Below are 17,512 nucleotides of genomic sequence, written 5' to 3' on the forward strand. Positions count from 1 at the left end.
AAAGTTCCATGACAGAACGCAGCCAGATCGCCACGTCGTTCCTGCCCCTGCCCGGCTCGGCGCCGGTGGAATGGGTGATCGAACCCGGCCTGACCTCCTATCCGGACGCGCTGGCCTTCATGGAGGCGCGCGCCGAGGCGATCCGCAGCGGCGCGGCAGGCGAGATGGTCTGGCTGGTCGAGCATCCGCCGCTCTACACCGCCGGAACCAGCGCGCGCAGCGAAGACCTGATCGACCCCGACCGCTTTCCGGTCTTTGCCGCGGGTCGCGGCGGCGAATACACCTATCACGGCCCCGGCCAGCGCGTGGCCTATGTCATGCTCGACCTCAAGCGCCGGCGCGAGGATGTGCGCGCCTTCGTCGCGGCGCTCGAACGATGGATCATCGAAACACTTGCCGCCTTCAATGTGCGCGGCGAGCGGCGCGAGGACCGCGTCGGCGTCTGGGTGGTGCGGCCGGATCGCCCTGCCCTGCCCGACGGCTCGCCGGCCGAGGACAAGATCGCGGCAATAGGTATCCGGCTGAGGCGATGGGTGAGCTTCCACGGCATCGCCATCAATGTCGAGCCGGATCTCGGCCATTTCAGCGGCATCGTGCCCTGCGGCGTCTCGGACCATGGCGTGACCAGCCTTGTCGACCTCGGCCTGCCGGTCACGATGGCCGACCTCGACCTGGCGCTGAAATCAGCCTTTGAGGATGTGTTTGGCCCCGCCGCCGTTCCAGTCGCCGAGCCTGCTCGCAAGGCCGGCTGAGCTGTCTCCGGCCTGGGGTGTGTTGAGATTCAGGTCAGGCCGAGTCGAAAACGGGTGGCTTCCGAGAACCGGAGCGGAACGTACTTAAGTACGTGAGCACCGGAAGCGCAGGAAGCCGCCGGCCTCACCTGAATATCAACATACCCTACATCAACTGGGCGGAAGCCCACAGCATCCCATAGCCATGGATGGCGAAGACCGCGAGCAAAGCGCCGGCCATGACCAATCGGTCGAAGGTCTTGATCGGCTTCAGCTCGTGGCGCGGCTTCACGCCGCTACCCACGGTGATGAGGCTGAGGATCGAGAACACCGCGCCGGCGATCAGCAGGAAGCTCGGCGAGAAACCGGCCCGCCAGCCGAGCGCTAGAAGCGCGGACAAGAGCAGGAAGGACGCCAGCGCGAGTACCGCCGGGCCGGGGCAGATCTGGCGCAGCACCTGGCCGCCGTCGAATTTCCACACCGGCACCAGATTGGCGATGTTGAACAGCGATGCGCAGCCGGCAAGCGTCGCCAAAAGCGTCGCGGCCAGGCGATGTCCTTCGCTGCCGGCAAGGCCGCTGGCGGCGATCAGCACCGGCACCAGGAAGGCGGAGAAGCCGGCACCCATCAGCGCCACGAAAGCAACTTCGAAGCGGCTGTCATAGGGCCTGCCGCCGATGGCAATGCCGCCAAGCAACGGGATGAAGATCATGCGCGCCCGGCGATGTCCCGTTAGACGGAAGGCGGCCATATGACCGAGCTCATGCAGGGCGACCACCGAGGTCAGGATCGCGGCCAGCGCCAGCCCGCCGATATTGAGGCCGAAGAACGGCCACAGGATCAGGGCCGAGAGCGCGGCAAAGCCGATCTGGCTCAGCGGATGCTCGAACCAGCCGCCCTTGCGATAAGTGCCGGTAGCCGCCCAGACATCCAGCTTGCGTATCTCGCGGCGCATGGCGAAGAAACGAAAGACCAGGAAGGCAACGCCGCGATAGCGGTCGGTCTGGGTAAACGTCACCCGCGTCGCATCGCCCTCGGGCACAAGCGCGACGGTCTCGCGATAGTTCGCCCAGAACGACGGGTCGAGCGCCGTGTCCTCGATGACGGTCATCGAGAAGCGACTGCCCTCGCCGACATCCTCGAACCGCGACTTGCGTTCAATCGGCCGCCCGTCCCGGCCATCCCAGGACAATCTGATCAGCGCCGTCCCTTCGCCGTCCAAGGGCTCAGCGGAGAGGATTTCCTCGGACCACCCGGCGTCGCTGCCGAACGGCCACAACGCCTGCCAGAGGCGCTCGCGGTCGGCCTTGATCACGCGGCTGACCGTCACCGTGCGCAGCCCGAGCGGCACGGTCATCAAAAGGAAGATCAGTCCGAGATTGCCGGCCACGAGGGTGACCGTGACGAAGACCGACACTTGGCTCCCCTGTCTTGGGCTCCTGTCTGGAGGGGGCAGCCTACGTCGGCGCGGCCAAGAAAGACTTAACAACAATGGGCGGGTTCTTGCCGGCCCTAGACGGGTTCCTGCCCATCCCGCAACGGCGGGCCCTCGCCCGCCCGAAACAGCGGCGGCGAGGCCGCCTGATCACATGGCGCCGATCCAGATCGCCATGGAAACGAGAAAGGTGCTCATGCAAACCAGCGAGATGACATCCTGAACCAGATCAGACATAACTCTCTCCGTTGTTAGTATGTTCGTAATTTGTTCTAATTTTGTTCGAATGTCAACGACTGTCGACCGCGCGCTGCAGCGAATCCGCGCGGTCCGTTTGGGCAGGGTTAAGGAAAGGTTGACGAGGGATAGGTTCGTTGCGCGGAGCCAGGCCAAGCCGAGATTCGGATCAGGCTGAGTCGAGGATGGTAGGTTCCGAGAACCGGAGCGGAGCGTACTTAAAGTACGTGAGCACCGGAAGCGCAGGAAACTGCCGTCCGCAGGCCAGCCTCATCCGAATACCGGCTTGGCCTACAGGGGCACCACCTTGCCTTCGGCCAGCGTCACCCGCCGGTCCATGCGCGAGGCCAGCTCATGGTTGTGCGTGACGATCAGCGCCGCCAGCCCCGATTGCCGGACCAGCGCTTCCAGCGCGTCGAAGACATAGGAGGCGGTCGTCGGATCGAGATTGCCGGTCGGCTCGTCGGCCAGGAGCACCAGCGGCGCATTGGCGACCGCGCGGGCAATGGCGACACGCTGCTGCTCGCCACCGGAAAGCTCGGCCGGCCGGTGCTGCGCGCGCTTGCCGATCTGCATGTAATCCAGAAGCTGTGCCGCCCGCTCCGATGCCTCCTTGGGAGGAAGTCCCTTGATCAGCTGCGGCATCATGATGTTTTCGAGCGCCGAGAATTCCGGCAGCAGATGATGGAACTGGTAGACGAAGCCGATATCGTTGCGCCGGATCGCGGTTCTTTCTTCGTCGGAGAGCCGCCCACAGGCGCGGCCGGCGAGGATCACGTCGCCCGCGTCAGGCCGCTCCAGCAGTCCCGCCGTATGCAGCAAGGTCGACTTGCCGGAACCCGATGGCGCCACCAGCGCCACCATCTCGCCGCGCCTGAGCGAAAAGTCGGCGCCGTTCAGAATGGTGAGCTTGCGCGGCCCCTGGACATAGTGCCGCTCGACGCCCTTCAGCTCGATAATGGCTTCGGCCATCACTCGTACCTCAAGGCTTCGACAGGATCGAGCCGGGCGGCCCGCCAAGCCGGAAACACCGTCGCAATGAAGGACAGGCCCAGCGCCATGATGACGACATAAGTCGTCTCGCGCGGGTCCATCTTCGCCGGCAGCTGGCTGAGAAAATAGAGCTCGGGGTTGAACAGGATCCTGCCGGTCATCCACGAGAAGAACTGGCGGATCGATTCGATGTTGATGCAGATGACGACGCCGAGCAGCACGCCGGCAAGCGTGCCGGTGACCCCGATCGCCGCTCCCGTCATCAGGAAGATGCGCAGGATCGCGCCGCGCGAGGCGCCCATCGTGCGCAAGATGGCGATGTCGTGGCCCTTGTCCTTCACCAGCATGATGAGGCCCGAAATGATGTTGAGCGCCGCCACCAGCACGATCAGCGTGAGAATCATGAACATGACGTTGCGCTCGACCTGCAGCGCCGAGAAGAAGGTCTCGTTGCGCTGGCGCCAGTCGACGAGGTCGACCGGCCGCTGCGCCGCCTGCTCGACCAGCGGCTTCAGCGCATCGACATTATCGGGATTGTCGACATAGATCTCGATGGTCTGCGCGCGCCCGTCCATGTTGAAATAGAGCTGCGCTTCCGAAAATGGCATGTAGACGATCGAGCTGTCATATTCCGACATGCCGACCTCGAAGATCGCGGCCACCTTGTAGCCCTTCATGCGCGGCGTCGTGCCGAGCGGCGTCACGTCGCCGTCCGGTGAGATCAGCGTGATGGTGTCGCCGAGCGCCAGCCCGAGGCTTTCCGCCATGCGCTTGCCGATCGCCACGCCCTCGCCGGTGTCGAAACCGCCGAGCGTGCCCTGCTTGATGTTGCTGGAAACGATCGAGATCTTGCTGAGGTCCTCGCCGCGGATGCCGCGCACCAGTGCGCCCGTGCCGCCGCCGACATTGCCTTGCGCCAGCACCTGGCCGTCGATCAGCGGGATGGCGTATTTGACGCCTGAGACGCCGTTGATGCGGCTCGCCACCTGGGCGTAATCCTCCAGCGGCGAATCGAGCGGCTGCACGATGAGATGGCCGTTGACGCCGAGGATCCGCGTGAGCAGCTCGGCGCGGAAACCATTCATCACCGCCATGACGACGATCAGCGTCGCGACGCCGAGCATGATGCCGAGGAAGGAGATGGAGGCGATGACCGAGATCACCGTTTCCTTGCGCCGCGAGCGCAGATAGCGCCACGCCACCATGCGCTCGAAGCCGGAAAAGGCGCCCGCCCCTGACCTGGCCGCTGTCGCCGCCTCGCTCATGCGGCGATACCCAGGCGCTTCCTGGCCTCGGCGATCGGCAGCGTCTCGCGCTCGCCCGACTTGCGGTTCTTGATCTCGACCTCGCCTGCCGCCACGCCGCGCGGACCGACGATCACCTGCCACGGCAGGCCGATCAGGTCCGCGGTGGCGAATTTGCCGCCGGGCCGCTGGTCGGTATCGTCATAAAGCACGTCCTTGCCGGCCGAGGTCAGCGCCGCGTAGAGATCGTCGCAGACGCGGTCGCAGTCGGCGTCGCCGACCTTCATGTTGATCAGGCCGATGTCGAAGGGCGCCACCGCCTCCGGCCAGATGATGCCGTTCTCATCATGGCTCGCCTCGATGATCGCCGCGACCAGGCGCGACGGGCCGATGCCGTAGGAACCGCCGGACGCATAATGATCCTTGCCGTCGGGACCGGTCACCTTGGCGTTCATCGGCTTGGAGTACTTCTCGCCGAAATGGAAGATATGGCCGACCTCGATGCCGCGCGCCGAAAGCCGGTCGCCTTCGGCGACTTTCTCCCAGGCTGCCTCGTCATGCATTTCGTCGGTGGCCGCGTAAGGCGTCGTCCATTTCTGCACGATGCCGCCGATCTCGGCATCGTCGGCGAAGTTGGTGTTCGCGCCAGGCACGTCGAGCGAGAGATAGGCGCGGTCGCAGAACACCTGGCTCTCGCCGGTCTCGGCCAGGATGATGAACTCGTGGCTGAGGTCGCCGCCGATCGGACCGGTGTCGGCGCGCATCGGGATGGCCTGCAGGCCCATGCGTGTGAAGGTTCTGAGATAGGAGACGAACATGCGGTTGTAGGCGGCCCTGGCGCCTTCGAAATCAAGGTCGAAGGAATAGGCGTCCTTCATCAGGAACTCGCGTGAGCGCATGACGCCGAAGCGCGGGCGCACCTCGTCGCGGAACTTCCACTGGATGTGGTAGAGATTGAGCGGCAGGTCCTTGTAGGACTTGACGTAGGCGCGGAAAATCTCGGTGACCATCTCTTCGTTGGTTGGGCCGTAGAGCATATCGCGGTCTTGCCGGTCCTTGATGCGCAGCATCTCCTTGCCGTAGTCGTTGTAACGGCCGCTTTCCCGCCAAAGATCCGCCGACTGGATGGTCGGCATCAGGATTTCCAGCGCGCCGGCGCGATTCTGCTCCTCGCGGATGATCTGGCAAACCTTGTCCAGCACGCGCTTGCCCAATGGCAGCCACGAAAAGCTGCCCTGCCCCTGCTGGCGGATCATGCCCGCGCGCAGCATCAGCCGGTGCGAGACGATCTCGGCCTCGCGGGGGTTTTCTTTGAGGATGGGCAGGAAGTAGCGCGACAAACGCATGGACTGGTCCGTGAGTGAAAATGGCGGCGCGGGGAATCGGCGCAACCGAGGCTGCTTGCCCGGGCTTCATAGCCATTTCATGGCCGAATGGAAACCCGAGTGCCCCAAAGTATCGGGCCTTCTGCACCTTACCAAAAAGGCGATTTTGACCGCAAAGTGCCGCAAATGGCTTTTTGATCGATTCACAAGCAAGCCTTGCCGCACTATTGTGCAGTGCAGCACGATATTGCCCGTTTCCAGGCAAAATTCTTCGTGACATTTTCACCTGCCTTGGTCTAGTGTGCGCCGATAACCGAGAGGGCGGAGAAAAATCTGCTCTCCTACGCGGTCAAAGTCTTGGGAGGATGCGATCTAGGCGCGGTAACTCGCTGCCGCCGGACACCGGAAACGGATCGGACGCGTTTAAATTGCAAGGCCTCGTGCCTTGCATTTTTTTTGTGCAATCATCTGCTTAGCCCAGCCCTCTGCCAAACAGCTTGACCATCCTGCGCACGCGAAAATCGGAAGCCGGCTTCCGATCTCAACCCTTGCGCGCGCATGCTTCGCAATACTTGCGGAGACTGTGTCCTCAGCCTCAGTGATGGGTATTCGGACTAAAGTCCGGCATGATCCGCATGATGTCGTCGAAGCTGAAACCCAGGCCCATCGTTAGGCCGTAGAGAATACCCATCACGACCACCGTCACGACCGTCGCGCGCAGGAAGGCGCGCCGCATATGCGGCCCGCGCGGCGCGCTGGAAACCGTTCCAAGCGTGACATCGCTGTCGTCGTCCTGCGTGCGCAGGCTGAACGGCAGGACGATGAACAGCACCAGCCACCAGGTGACGAAGAACAGCGCCGCGAACAGGACCCAGTTCATGCCTGCTCCAGTTCGACGAGCGTGCCGAAGAAATCCTTGGGATGCAGGAACAGCACCGGCTTGCCATGCGCGCCGATCTTCGGGTTGCCGTCGCCCAGCACGCGGGCGCCGATTTGCTTCAAATGATCGCGCGCGGCCAGGATATCGTCGACCTCGTAGCAGACATGGTGCATGCCGCCCGAAGGGTTTTTCTCGAGAAACGCCGCGATCGGCGAGGCATCGCCCAGCGGCTCCAGCAACTCGATCTTCGTGTTGCCGACATCGACGAACACCACCGTCACGCCATGCTCCGGCAGCGCCTGCGGCTCGCTCAATCGCGCGCCCAGCATATCGCGATAGGCAGCCATCGCCGCGGCCAGATCCGGCACGGCAAGCGCGACATGGTTCAGGCGTCCAAGCATAAAGCGCTCCGCTTTTAGGGGAATAAGGGAGTAAGGCAGTAAGGGAGTAGGGAAAAACAAAACCGAGAAGAAGCGCTCTTCGTTCTTCCCTACTCCCTTACTGCCTTACTGCCTTACTCCCCTATTCCCCTGTTCGTCACCGCGTCACGAACACCGTCACCAGCGGCTTCTTGCCCCAGGCGTCGTTGGCGGCGGCGCGCACGGCGCGGCGCACGGCTTCCTGCACCAGGTCAAGGTCTTTTCGGCGCTGGCGCGGAATGGAGTCCACCGCGCCGATTGCCGCATCGAGCATCAGGTCTTCCAGCGTCTCGCCGCTGGCATCCGCCTCGGCCACGCCGATCGCCACCAGGTCGGGATCGCCGGCTAGCTCGTATTTCTCGTCGAGCACGACATTGACCGCGACATGCCCGGCGAAGGAAAGCTTGCGCCGGTCGCGTATGCCCATCGCCTGGTCGGTGCCGATCAGGTTGCCATCCTTGTAGAGCCGGCCGAACGGCAGCTGGTCGATGATCGTCGCCGGACCCGGCCAGAGTCTGAGCATGTCGCCGTCGCGCACCTGCGCCACCTGGCCGATGCCCGACATCGACATCAGCGAGCCCTGCGCCACCAGATGCGCCGCCTCGCCATGCACGGGAACGCCGATCTGCGGCCGCACCCATTCATACATCTTGCGCAATTCGCTGCGGCGCGGATGGCCCGACACATGCACCAGCGCGTCGCCATCCTCGATGATCTTCATGCCGAGGTCGATCAGCCGGTTCTTGATTTCCAGGATCGCCCTCTCGTTGCCGGGAATGGTACGCGAGGAGAACACCACCGTGTCGCCGGCCGTCAGCGCCACCGACTTCATCTCGTCGCGCGACAGCTTGGCAAGCGCGGCGAGCGGCTCGCCCTGGCTGCCGGTGCAGATGATCACCAGGTTCTCGCGCGGGATATAGCCATAGTCTTCCTCGGCGATGAACTCCGGCAGGCCATCCATGTAGCCGAGCTCGCCCGCCACATCGATGACGCGCTTCAGCGAGCGGCCGAGCACCAGGCACTGCCGGCCGGCATCGCGCGCCGCGCGCGCTATCGAGACGATGCGCCCGACATTGGAGGAGAAAGTGGTGACCGCGACGCGGCCCTTGGCCTTCTCGATGACGCCCTTGAGGCCTTCGCCCACCGCCACTTCCGACGGCGACTCCCCTTCCCTCAACGCGTTGGTGGAATCGCAGATCAGCGCCAGCACGCCCTTGTCGCCATACGCGCGGAACCGCGCCTCGTCGGTCTTCGGGCCGATCGTCGGCTCGGGGTCGATCTTCCAGTCGCCGGTATGGATGACGGTGCCGGCCGGCGTGGTGATCGCCAGCGACATCGGCTCGGGAATCGAGTGCGCCACCGGAATGGCCTCGATCTCGAAAGGTCCGATGGTGAATTTCTCGCCGGCCCGGTAGATGGACGCCGGAATCTTCGGAGCGTTCTGCTCGCCCTGCCGCTTGGCTTCGAGCAGGCCTGCGGTGAACGGCGTCATCCAGACCGGCGCCTTGAGCCTCGGCCAGATATCGAGCAGCGCGCCGTAGTGGTCCTCATGCGCGTGGGTGATGACGATGCCGCGCAGGCCGTCGATATTCTCCTCGATGAAGCGCGTATCGGGCAGGATGAGATCGACGCCGGGATGCGCGCTATCGGGGAAGGTGACGCCGACATCGACGACGATCCATTCGCGCGCGTCCGCCGGCCCATAACCATAAAGGGCGAAATTCATGCCGATCTCGCCGACGCCGCCCAGCGGCGCGAAGACGAGCTCGGCGTTTTCTCTATTCGCCATGAATTCTTTCCTTCCTGGCCGCCAGGCCAAGCCGTTGGAGCAATTCCGGGAAAACCGTAGTCAATGACTTCGTCCGGAACGGCGCAAAATAAAACTATACCCGGGCGGAGGCGACAGCGCCGAAATGCACGTCACCCGCCGCGATCGTTAAAACCGATCCCTCATCGTCGCGGATCACGAAACGGCAGTCCTCGTCAATGGTTTCGAAGACGCCGCGCACCACATTGCCGTCAATTCTGACAGCAACCTCGCCGCCAAGCCCCGCCGCGCGGGCAAGCCAGCGCTTTCTGATGGCATCGAGCCCGCGCCCGTCATCCCACATCCGGGCATTCTCGCTCCAGGCATCGGAAAGCGCCAGGAACAGCATTTCGGCATCGCAATCGGCGCCGAGCGCGCTGAGCGAGGTCGCTGGATAAGGCAAGTCCTCGGGATAAGCCACGACATTGACGCCGATGCCGATGGCGACCGCGAAACGGCCGCCTTCCAGCATCGTCGATTCCAGCAGTATGCCGGCAAGCTTGGCGCCCGAGGCCAGCACATCGTTCGGCCATTTCAGCTCGAAGCGGTTGCGCCCCTGGCTCGCGCCATCCAAGGCGACGGCGATCCGGCCTTTCGGCACGACGGCGTCGAGCGCGTCGGCCAGCGCCAGCCCCGCGACGAAGCCAAGCGTCGCTGCCAGCCGCAGCTCGCCGCCCGGAACCAGGAGCAGTGTCGCCGCAAGATTGCCTTCCGGCGTCGCCCAGGCGCGCCCGCGCCGGCCGCGGCCGCTCTCCTGCTTCTTCGACACGACCCAGAGCCTGCCGGGATCGCCGGCGCGCGCATGCTCCAGCGCCAGCGCGTTGGTGGAGCCGACGCTGTCATGCGCCTCGAGCCGGAACCCCTCCGACGCCGCGGTTGGAGCCAGCCGAAACGCCATCCCGTCAGAAGAAGGTCTTCGCGGCGGCTTCGGCATAGCTGCCGATCGGTCCGCCGATCAGCACGTAGAACAGCACGAAGGCGCCGCTGACGCCGAGCACAAGGCGCAGCTCGCTGGCCATCGGCACAAAACCGCCGACAGGCTCGTCGAACCACATGATCTTGATGATGCGCAGGTAATAGTAGGCGCCCACCACCGAGGCCAGAACGCCGATGATCGCCAGGGCGTAAAGATGCGCGTTGATGGCGGCGAGAAACACATACCATTTCCCCCAGAAGCCCGCGAGCGGCGGAATGCCGGCCAGCGAGAACATCAGGATGGTGAGGATAGTGGCCATGACCGGGTTGGTCGAGGCGAGACCGGAAAGGTCGCTGATCTGCTCGACATTGCCTTCCTTGCGCCGCATGGCGAGGATGAAGGCGAAGGTGCCGAGCGTCATCACAAGGTAGATCAGCATGTAGATGGCGACGCCGCGCACGCCGGCCTGGCTGTTGGCGGCAAGGCCGACCAGCGCGTAGCCCATATGGCCGATCGAGGAATAGGCCATCAGGCGCTTGATGTTGGTCTGGCCGATGGCCGCGAAAGCGCCGAGCGCCATCGAGGCGATCGAGATGAAGACGACGATCTGCTGCCAGTCCGAAGCGATCGGCTTGAAGGCGCCCATGGTGACGCGCACGATCAGCGCCATCGCCGCCATCTTCGGAGCCGCCGCCAGGAAAGCGGTGATCGGGGTCGGCGCGCCTTCATAGACGTCCGGCGTCCACATGTGGAACGGCACGGCCGAGATCTTGAAGGCGAGGCCGGCGAGCACGAACACCAGGCCGAAGACGAGGCCGAGCTGGCGCTCGCCGCTGCCAAGGGCCGTCGCGATCTCCTGGAAGCCGGTGTTGCCGGTGTACCCATAGACGAGGCTGATGCCGTAGAGCAGCATGCCCGAGGACAGCGCGCCGAGGACGAAATATTTCAGGCCCGCCTCGGTCGAGCGCAAATTGTCACGGTTGATCGCCGCCAGCACATAGATCGCCAGCGATTGCAGCTCGAGCCCGAGATAAAGCCCGATCATGCCGTTGGCCGAGATCATCAGAAGCATGCCGAGCGTGCAGAGCAGCACCAGGACCGGGAATTCGAACTTGTCGAAATGTTCCTGGCGCGCAAAGCGCATCGACATCACCAGCGAAACCGCCGAGCCGATCAGCGCCAGCATCTTCATGAAGCCGCCGAAGGCATCCTGCACGAAGGCGCCGCCATAGGCCGCGCCCTTGCCGCCGGAGAAGGCGAGCCAGAGTCCGGCCACCACCAGCACGAGAACGGCCAGGCCGGTCACGGTCATGGTGTTGTTGGAGCGCGAATAGGCTCCGATCATCAGGAGCACCAGCGCGCCGACGGCGAGGATCAATTCCGGCGTCGAGAGCGAAAGGCTGGAGAGAAGGTCCGGCGTCATGGTCTATTCCCCAGTCAGTTCGCCGCCGCGGTCTGCGCGGAATTGATGGATGCGGTGACGTTGGTGACGAGCGACTTGACCGATTGAGCCGTCGCGTCGAACACCGGCGCCGGGTAGACGCCGAAGAAGATGACCAGCACCACGAGCGGGTAGATGATCGCCTTTTCGCGCGGCGAAAGATCGAGCAGGTTCTTCAGGCTGTCCTTGGTGAGCGCGCCGAAGATCACCCGGCGATAGAGCCAGAGCGCATAGGCCGCCGACAGGATGACGCCGGTCGCGGCGAAGAACGCCACCCAGGTGTTGACCCTGAACACGCCGAGCATGGTCAGGAACTCGCCGATGAAGCCGCTGGTGCCCGGCAGGCCGACATTGGCCATGGTGAAGATCATGAACACGGTGGCGTATTTCGGCATGTTGTTGACAAGGCCGCCATAGGCATCGATCTCGCGCGTATGCATGCGGTCGTAGATGACGCCGACGCACAGGAACAGCGCGCCCGACACGAGGCCGTGGCTGAGCATCTGGAAGATCGCGCCCTGCACGCCTTCCTGGTTCATCGCGAAGATGCCCATGGTCACGAAGCCCATATGGGCGACCGACGAATAGGCGATCAGCTTCTTCATGTCCTCCTGCATCAGCGCCACCAGCGAGGTGTAGATGATGGCGACTACGGAGAGGGTGAACACCAGAGGCGCGAACATCGCCGACGCTTCCGGGAACATCGGCAGCGAGAAGCGCAGGAAGCCGTACCCGCCCATCTTCAAGAGGATGGCCGCCAGGATGACCGAGCCCGCCGTCGGTGCCTCGACGTGGGCATCGGGTAGCCAGGTGTGCACTGGCCACATCGGCATCTTCACCGCGAAGGAGGCGAAGAAGGCGAGCCATAGCCAGGTCTGCATGTTGGCCGGGAACTGATGCGTCAGCAGTGTCGGGATATCCGTGGTGCCCGACTGGAAGAACATCGCCATGATGGCGAGCAGCATCAGCACCGAACCGGCGAGCGTGTAGAGGAAGAACTTGAACGAGGCATAGACGCGCCGCTTGCCGCCCCAGACGCCGATGATGATGAACATCGGGATCAGGCCGGCCTCGAAGAAGACGTAGAACAGCACGATGTCGAGCGCGCAGAACACGCCGATCATCAGCGTCTCGAGGATCAGGAAGGCGATCATATAGGCCTTGACCCGCTTCTCGATCGCTTCCCAGGAGGCGAGGATGGAAAGCGGCATCAGGAAGGTCGTCAGGATAACGAACAGCATCGAGATGCCGTCGACGCCCATGTGGTAGGAAATGCCCGAATCCAGCCAGGCGTGCTTCTCGACGAACTGGAAGCCGGCCTGCGAATTGTCGAAGCCTTTCCAGATGAACAGCGAGATGAGGAAGGTGAACGCCGTCGTGATGAAGGCGATCGCACGGATGTTGCGGCGCGCGTTTTCGCTGTCGTCGCTGATCGGCAGAATTAAGAGAACACCAACCAGCGGCAGGAAGGTGACCAGCGAGAGAATTGGCCAGTCGGTCATCAGAGCATCATCCAGGTGACGAGAGCGGCCACGCCGATCAGCATGGCAAAAGCATAGTGGTAGAGGTAGCCGGTCTGCAGCTTGACGACCCGGTTGGTGACGTCGACGACGCGCGCCGAGACGCCATCGGGGCCGAGACCGTCGATGATCGTGCCGTCACCCGTCTTCCACAGGAACCTGCCGAGGCGCTTGGCCGGCTGAACGAACAGGAAGTCGTAGAGTTCGTCAAAGTACCACTTGTTGAGCAGGAAGGCGTAGAGCAGGCGGTGGTTGGCGGCGACGCTGCGAGGCAGTTCCGGTGAGCGGATGTAGAACTTCCAGGCAACCAGCAGGCCGATCACCATGGCCACGAACGGCGCCAGTTCCACCCAGAGTGGCAGCTCGTGGATCTCGTGCAGGATATGGTTATCCGGCAGCGTGAACAGCGACGCCTTCCAGAACTCGGCATAGCCCTCGCCGATGAAGGCGACATGGAAGATGATGCCCGCGAACAGCGCGCCGGCCGCCAGCACATAGAGCGGCACCAGCATCACCGGCGGCGATTCATGGACATGGTGCATGACTTCGTGGCTGGCGCGCGGCTCGCCGTGGAAGGTCATGAAGATCAGCCGCCATGAATAGAAGCTGGTGAAGCAGGCGGCGACCACCAGCAGGATGAAGGCGAAGCCGGCGACCGCATTGTGGCTGGCGAAGGAGGTCGCGATGATGGCGTCCTTGGAGAAGAAGCCGGCGGTGCCGATCACCGTTGCCGGGATGCCGACGCCGGTCAGCGCCAGCGTGCCTATGATCATCATCCAGTAGGTGGTCGGGATCAGCTTGCGCAGCCCGCCCATCTTGCGCATGTCCTGCTCGTCGGACACCGCGTGGATGACCGAGCCGGAGCCAAGGAACAGCAGCGCCTTGAAGAAGGCGTGCGTGAACAGATGGAAGATCGCCGCGCCATAGGCGCCGACGCCGAGCGCCACGAACATGTAGCCGAGCTGCGAGCAGGTCGAATAGGCGATGACGCGCTTGATGTCGTTCTGGACGAGGCCGACGGTCGCCGCGAAGAAGGCGGTGAAGGCGCCGATGAAGGTGACGACGGTCAGCGCCGAGTGCGACAGCTCGAACAGCGGCGACAGCCTGGCCAGCATGAACACGCCGGCGGTCACCATGGTCGCCGCGTGGATGAGCGCCGAGACCGGCGTCGGGCCTTCCATGGCATCCGGCAGCCAGGTGTGCAGCGGCACCTGCGCCGATTTGCCCATGGCGCCCATGAAGAGCAGCAGGCAGACGACGGTCAGCGCCGTCTGCTTGTCGAGCGCATGGCCGAGGAAGGTGAGCACGGCAGCACCGGCAGGCGCGCCTTCGGCCGGCAGGAATGACGCTGCATTGGCAAACACGGTGCTCAGATTGACCGAGCCAAAGAGCACGAACACGCCGAAGATGCCGAGCGCGAAGCCGAAATCGCCGACGCGGTTGACGACGAAGGCCTTGATGGCGGCGGCGTTGGCCGACGGCTTCTTGTACCAGAAGCCGATCAGCAGGTAGGAGGCGAGACCGACGCCTTCCCAGCCGAAGAACATCTGGATGAGGTTGTCGGCCGTCACCAGCATCAGCATGGCGAAGGTGAACAGCGACAGATAGGCGAAGAAGCGCGGCCGGTTCGGATCGTGGTGCATGTAGCCGATCGAATAGATGTGAACCAGCGCCGACACCGTGTTGACGACGACCAGCATTACCACCGTCAGCGTGTCGATCCTGAGTGCCCAGGAGGCGTCGATGCCGCCCGACTGGATCCAGCGGAGCACCGGCACGGTGAACACCTCGCCATGGCCGAAGCCGACGGTGAAGAAGGCGATCCAGGACAGGATAGCCGCGATCACCAGGAAGCCGGAGGTGATGTATTCGGAAGCCTTGGCGCCGAGCGAATTGCCGAACAGGCCGACAATCAGGAAGCCGAGCAGCGGAAGGAAGACGATAGCCTGATACATGGTGGTTCCCGTCAACCCTTCATCGCGCTCACGTCTTCGACCGCGATCGAGCCGCGGTTGCGGAAGAAGACGACAAGAATGGCAAGACCGATCGCGGCTTCAGCGGCCGCGACCGTCAGCACGAACAGGGCGAAGACCTGTCCGACGAGGTCATGCAGCGCCGCCGAGAACGCGACGAAATTGATGTTGACCGCGAGCAGGATGAGCTCGACCGACATCAGGATGACGATGATGTTGCGGCGGTTCAGGAAGATGCCGAACACGCCGAGCGTGAACAGGATCGCCGATACGGTCAGGTAATGTGCAATGCCGACGACCATCTCAGATGCCCTCGCCCGATTTGACCTTGCGGATTTCCATGCCTGTCGCCGGCGTGCGTCCGACCTGCGCGGCGATCGACTGCCGCTTGACGCCCGGCTTGTGGCGCAGCGTCAGCACGATGGCGCCGATCATGGCGACCAGCAGCACCAGGCCGGAAATCTGGAAATAATAGAGGTAGTCCGTATAGAGGATGTCGCCGAGTGCGGCCGTGTTGGAGCGCGTGGCGAGATCCGGCGTTGCCTTGGCGACCGTCGAGGCCAGCTGCGGCGCGAATGTGTAGCCGCCGAGCACGATGATCAGCTCCGCCGCCAGGATCAGCCCGACCAGCGCGCCGATCGGCGCATATTGCAGCGCGCCCTGCTTCATCTCGGCGAAGTCGACGTCGAGCATCATGACGACGAACAGGAACAGCACCATCACCGCCCCGACATAGACGACGAGCAGGATCATCGCCAGAAACTCGGCGCCGGTCAGCATGAACAGGCCGGCGGCGTTGAAGAAGGTGAGGATCAGGAAGAGCACCGAATGCACGGGGTTGCGCGACGAAATGACCATGAAGGCCGACGCCACGGCGATAAAGGCGAAGAGGTAGAAAAAGGCCGCCTCTAATCCACTCAGCATGGGTTCCCCCGGGTTCCAAATTTCGACTCCGACCCGCCTCCGGTTCGAAACCGCGTGTTCCTTAGACGGACGACGTTGCGCCGTCCACTTTCTTGTTGCTTCTCCCCGTCTACGGGGAGAAGCACGCTGATCACCTGTAAGGCGAGTCCAGCGCGATGTTGCGCGCCAGCTCCCGCTCCCAGCGATCGCCGTTCGCGAGCAGCTTTTCCTTGTTGTAATAAAGCTCCTCGCGCGTCTCGGTCGCGAATTCGAAATTCGGCCCCTCGACGATGGCGTCGACCGGGCAGGCTTCCTGGCAGAAGCCGCAATAGATGCACTTCACCATGTCGATGTCGTAGCGCACGGTACGGCGCGTGCCGTCATTGCGGCGCGGGCCGGCCTCGATGGTGATGGCCTGCGCCGGACAGATCGCCTCGCACAGCTTGCAGGCGATGCAGCGTTCCTCACCGTTCGGATAGCGGCGCAGCGCATGTTCGCCGCGGAAGCGCGGGCTGGTCGGCCCCTTCTCGTGCGGATAGTTGATGGTTTCCTTCGGCGCGAAGAACTGGCGCATCGACAGGAAGAAGGCGCTGACGAAATCCTTCAGCAGCAGCGATTTTGCGGCCTGGGCCAGAGCGGACATCACGCAAACCCCGTGATCTTGAGGAAGGCCGCGGTGGCGACGACCATGAACAGCGAGATCGGCAGGAAGACTTTCCAGCCCAGCCGCATCAGTTGGTCGTAGCGGTAGCGCGGCACAAAAGCCTTCACCATCGAGAACATGAAGAACATCAGGCAGATCTTCAGCACGAACCAGATCACGCCCGGTATCCAGGTGAAGGGCGCGAAATTGAACGGCGGCAGCCAGCCGCCGAGGAACAGGATGGTCGCCAGCGCGCACATCAGGACGACGGCGACATACTCGCCGAGGAAGAAGAGCAGGAACGGCGTCGACGAATATTCAACCATGTGGCCGGCGACGAGTTCCGATTCCGCTTCCACAAGGTCGAAAGGCGGGCGGTTGGTCTCGGCGAGCGCGGAGATGAAGAACACCACGAACATCGGCAGCAGCGACAGCCAATGCCAGTCGAGGAAGGTGTTGGGCAGGCCGAGCTTGGTGCCGAGGCCGTCCTGCTGCGACATGACGATGTCGGAGAGGTTGAGCGAGCCGACGCAAAGCAGCACGGTGACGATGACGAAGCCGATCGAGACTTCGTAGGACACCATCTGCGCGGCCGAGCGCAGCGCGCCGAGGAACGGGTATTTGGAATTCGACGCCCAGCCGCCCATGATCACGCCATAGACCTCGAGCGAGGAGATGGCGAAGACATAGAGAATGCCGACATTGATGTTGGCGATCGCCCAGCCGTCATTGACCGGAATGACCGCCCAGGCCGAGATCGCCAGCACCGCCGACACCAGCGGCGCCAGCAGGAACACGCCTTTGTTGGCGCCCGACGGGATCACCGGCTCCTTGAAGACGAATTTCAAAAGGTCGGCGAAGGCCTGCAGCGTACCCCACGGGCCGACGACGTTCGGGCCGCGGCGCAATTGCACCGCCGCCCAGATCTTGCGGTCGGCATAGAGCAGGTAGGCGACGCCGATCAGAAGCACGACGATCAGCACGACCGACTTCAGAAGGATCAGCAGCGCCGGCAGCACGTAAATCGAGAGGAAAGTGTCCATGC

The 17,512-nt window shown here is 63.5% G+C and carries 16 protein-coding genes; 1 reads left to right on the forward strand and 15 read right to left on the reverse strand.

Annotation, left to right across the window (positions count from 1 at the left end; all coding sequences use genetic code 11):
* Positions 1-8: 8 nt before the first annotated feature.
* Positions 9-752, forward strand: a complete 744-nt coding sequence (gene lipB, locus E5X34_RS20390) for a lipoyl(octanoyl) transferase LipB (protein ID WP_292568298.1) — start codon at positions 9-11, stop codon at positions 750-752.
* A 145-nt stretch (positions 753-897) separates the two neighbouring features.
* On the opposite strand, the gene E5X34_RS20395 is transcribed toward lipB, so the two are convergent.
* The 15 genes from E5X34_RS20395 to nuoH form a co-directional block, all read right to left on the reverse strand.
* Positions 898-2,148: an SRPBCC family protein gene (locus E5X34_RS20395; protein ID WP_292568300.1), complete on the reverse strand. Its 1,251-nt coding sequence runs from the start codon at positions 2,146-2,148 to the stop codon at positions 898-900.
* Positions 2,149-2,694: 546 nt separating this feature from the next.
* Positions 2,695-3,378 (reverse strand): ABC transporter ATP-binding protein, encoded by a 684-nt coding sequence (locus E5X34_RS20400; protein ID WP_189343105.1) that lies wholly within the window; start codon positions 3,376-3,378, stop codon positions 2,695-2,697.
* The gene (locus E5X34_RS20405) at positions 3,375-4,661 is read right to left on the reverse strand and encodes a lipoprotein-releasing ABC transporter permease subunit (RefSeq protein WP_292568302.1); all 1,287 of its coding nucleotides are present in this window, start codon (positions 4,659-4,661) and stop codon (positions 3,375-3,377) included. Before E5X34_RS20405 ends, E5X34_RS20400 begins: the two co-directional genes overlap by 4 nt.
* Positions 4,658-5,986, reverse strand: a complete 1,329-nt coding sequence (gene proS / locus E5X34_RS20410; RefSeq protein ID WP_292568304.1) for a proline--tRNA ligase — start codon at positions 5,984-5,986, stop codon at positions 4,658-4,660. The genes E5X34_RS20405 and proS overlap by 4 nt, the downstream gene beginning before the upstream one ends.
* 574 nt (positions 5,987-6,560) lie before the next feature.
* On the reverse strand, positions 6,561-6,845 hold the full coding sequence (locus E5X34_RS20415) for a DUF1467 family protein (RefSeq protein WP_292568306.1): 285 nt from the start codon (positions 6,843-6,845) through the stop codon (positions 6,561-6,563).
* Positions 6,842-7,246 carry a methylmalonyl-CoA epimerase gene (gene mce / locus E5X34_RS20420; protein WP_292568308.1) on the reverse strand — a complete coding sequence of 135 codons (405 nt, stop codon included), beginning with the start codon at positions 7,244-7,246 and terminating at the stop codon, positions 6,842-6,844. The genes E5X34_RS20415 and mce overlap by 4 nt, the downstream gene beginning before the upstream one ends.
* Before the next feature lie 136 nt (positions 7,247-7,382).
* Positions 7,383-9,053 (reverse strand): ribonuclease J, encoded by a 1,671-nt coding sequence (locus E5X34_RS20425; protein WP_292568310.1) that lies wholly within the window; start codon positions 9,051-9,053, stop codon positions 7,383-7,385.
* A 94-nt stretch (positions 9,054-9,147) separates the two neighbouring features.
* Positions 9,148-9,969 carry a biotin--[acetyl-CoA-carboxylase] ligase gene (locus tag E5X34_RS20430; RefSeq protein ID WP_292568312.1) on the reverse strand — a complete coding sequence of 274 codons (822 nt, stop codon included), beginning with the start codon at positions 9,967-9,969 and terminating at the stop codon, positions 9,148-9,150.
* A 4-nt stretch (positions 9,970-9,973) separates the two neighbouring features.
* Entirely contained in the window at positions 9,974-11,410 is a 1,437-nt protein-coding gene (gene nuoN, locus E5X34_RS20435) for an NADH-quinone oxidoreductase subunit NuoN (protein ID WP_292568314.1), read from the reverse strand.
* 14 nt (positions 11,411-11,424) lie between these two features.
* Positions 11,425-12,930 (reverse strand): NADH-quinone oxidoreductase subunit M, encoded by a 1,506-nt coding sequence (locus E5X34_RS20440; RefSeq protein ID WP_292568316.1) that lies wholly within the window; start codon positions 12,928-12,930, stop codon positions 11,425-11,427.
* Complete coding sequence (gene nuoL, locus E5X34_RS20445) at positions 12,930-14,903, reverse strand: NADH-quinone oxidoreductase subunit L (RefSeq protein WP_292568318.1); 1,974 nt, start codon at positions 14,901-14,903, stop codon at positions 12,930-12,932. Before nuoL ends, E5X34_RS20440 begins: the two co-directional genes overlap by 1 nt.
* Before the next feature lie 11 nt (positions 14,904-14,914).
* On the reverse strand, positions 14,915-15,223 hold the full coding sequence (nuoK, locus tag E5X34_RS20450; RefSeq protein ID WP_040982022.1) for an NADH-quinone oxidoreductase subunit NuoK: 309 nt from the start codon (positions 15,221-15,223) through the stop codon (positions 14,915-14,917).
* A gap of 1 nt (position 15,224) precedes the next feature.
* Positions 15,225-15,845 carry an NADH-quinone oxidoreductase subunit J gene (locus E5X34_RS20455; protein ID WP_292568320.1) on the reverse strand — a complete coding sequence of 207 codons (621 nt, stop codon included), beginning with the start codon at positions 15,843-15,845 and terminating at the stop codon, positions 15,225-15,227.
* 130 nt (positions 15,846-15,975) lie between these two features.
* The gene (gene nuoI, locus E5X34_RS20460) at positions 15,976-16,467 is read right to left on the reverse strand and encodes an NADH-quinone oxidoreductase subunit NuoI (RefSeq protein WP_042643165.1); all 492 of its coding nucleotides are present in this window, start codon (positions 16,465-16,467) and stop codon (positions 15,976-15,978) included.
* Positions 16,467-17,510 (reverse strand): NADH-quinone oxidoreductase subunit NuoH, encoded by a 1,044-nt coding sequence (nuoH, locus tag E5X34_RS20465; protein WP_126082113.1) that lies wholly within the window; start codon positions 17,508-17,510, stop codon positions 16,467-16,469. The genes nuoI and nuoH overlap by 1 nt, the downstream gene beginning before the upstream one ends.
* Positions 17,511-17,512: the final 2 nt, after the last annotated feature.

Source organism: Mesorhizobium sp. (genome assembly GCF_004963255.1).
Taxonomy (GTDB): Bacteria; Pseudomonadota; Alphaproteobacteria; order Rhizobiales; family Rhizobiaceae; genus Mesorhizobium.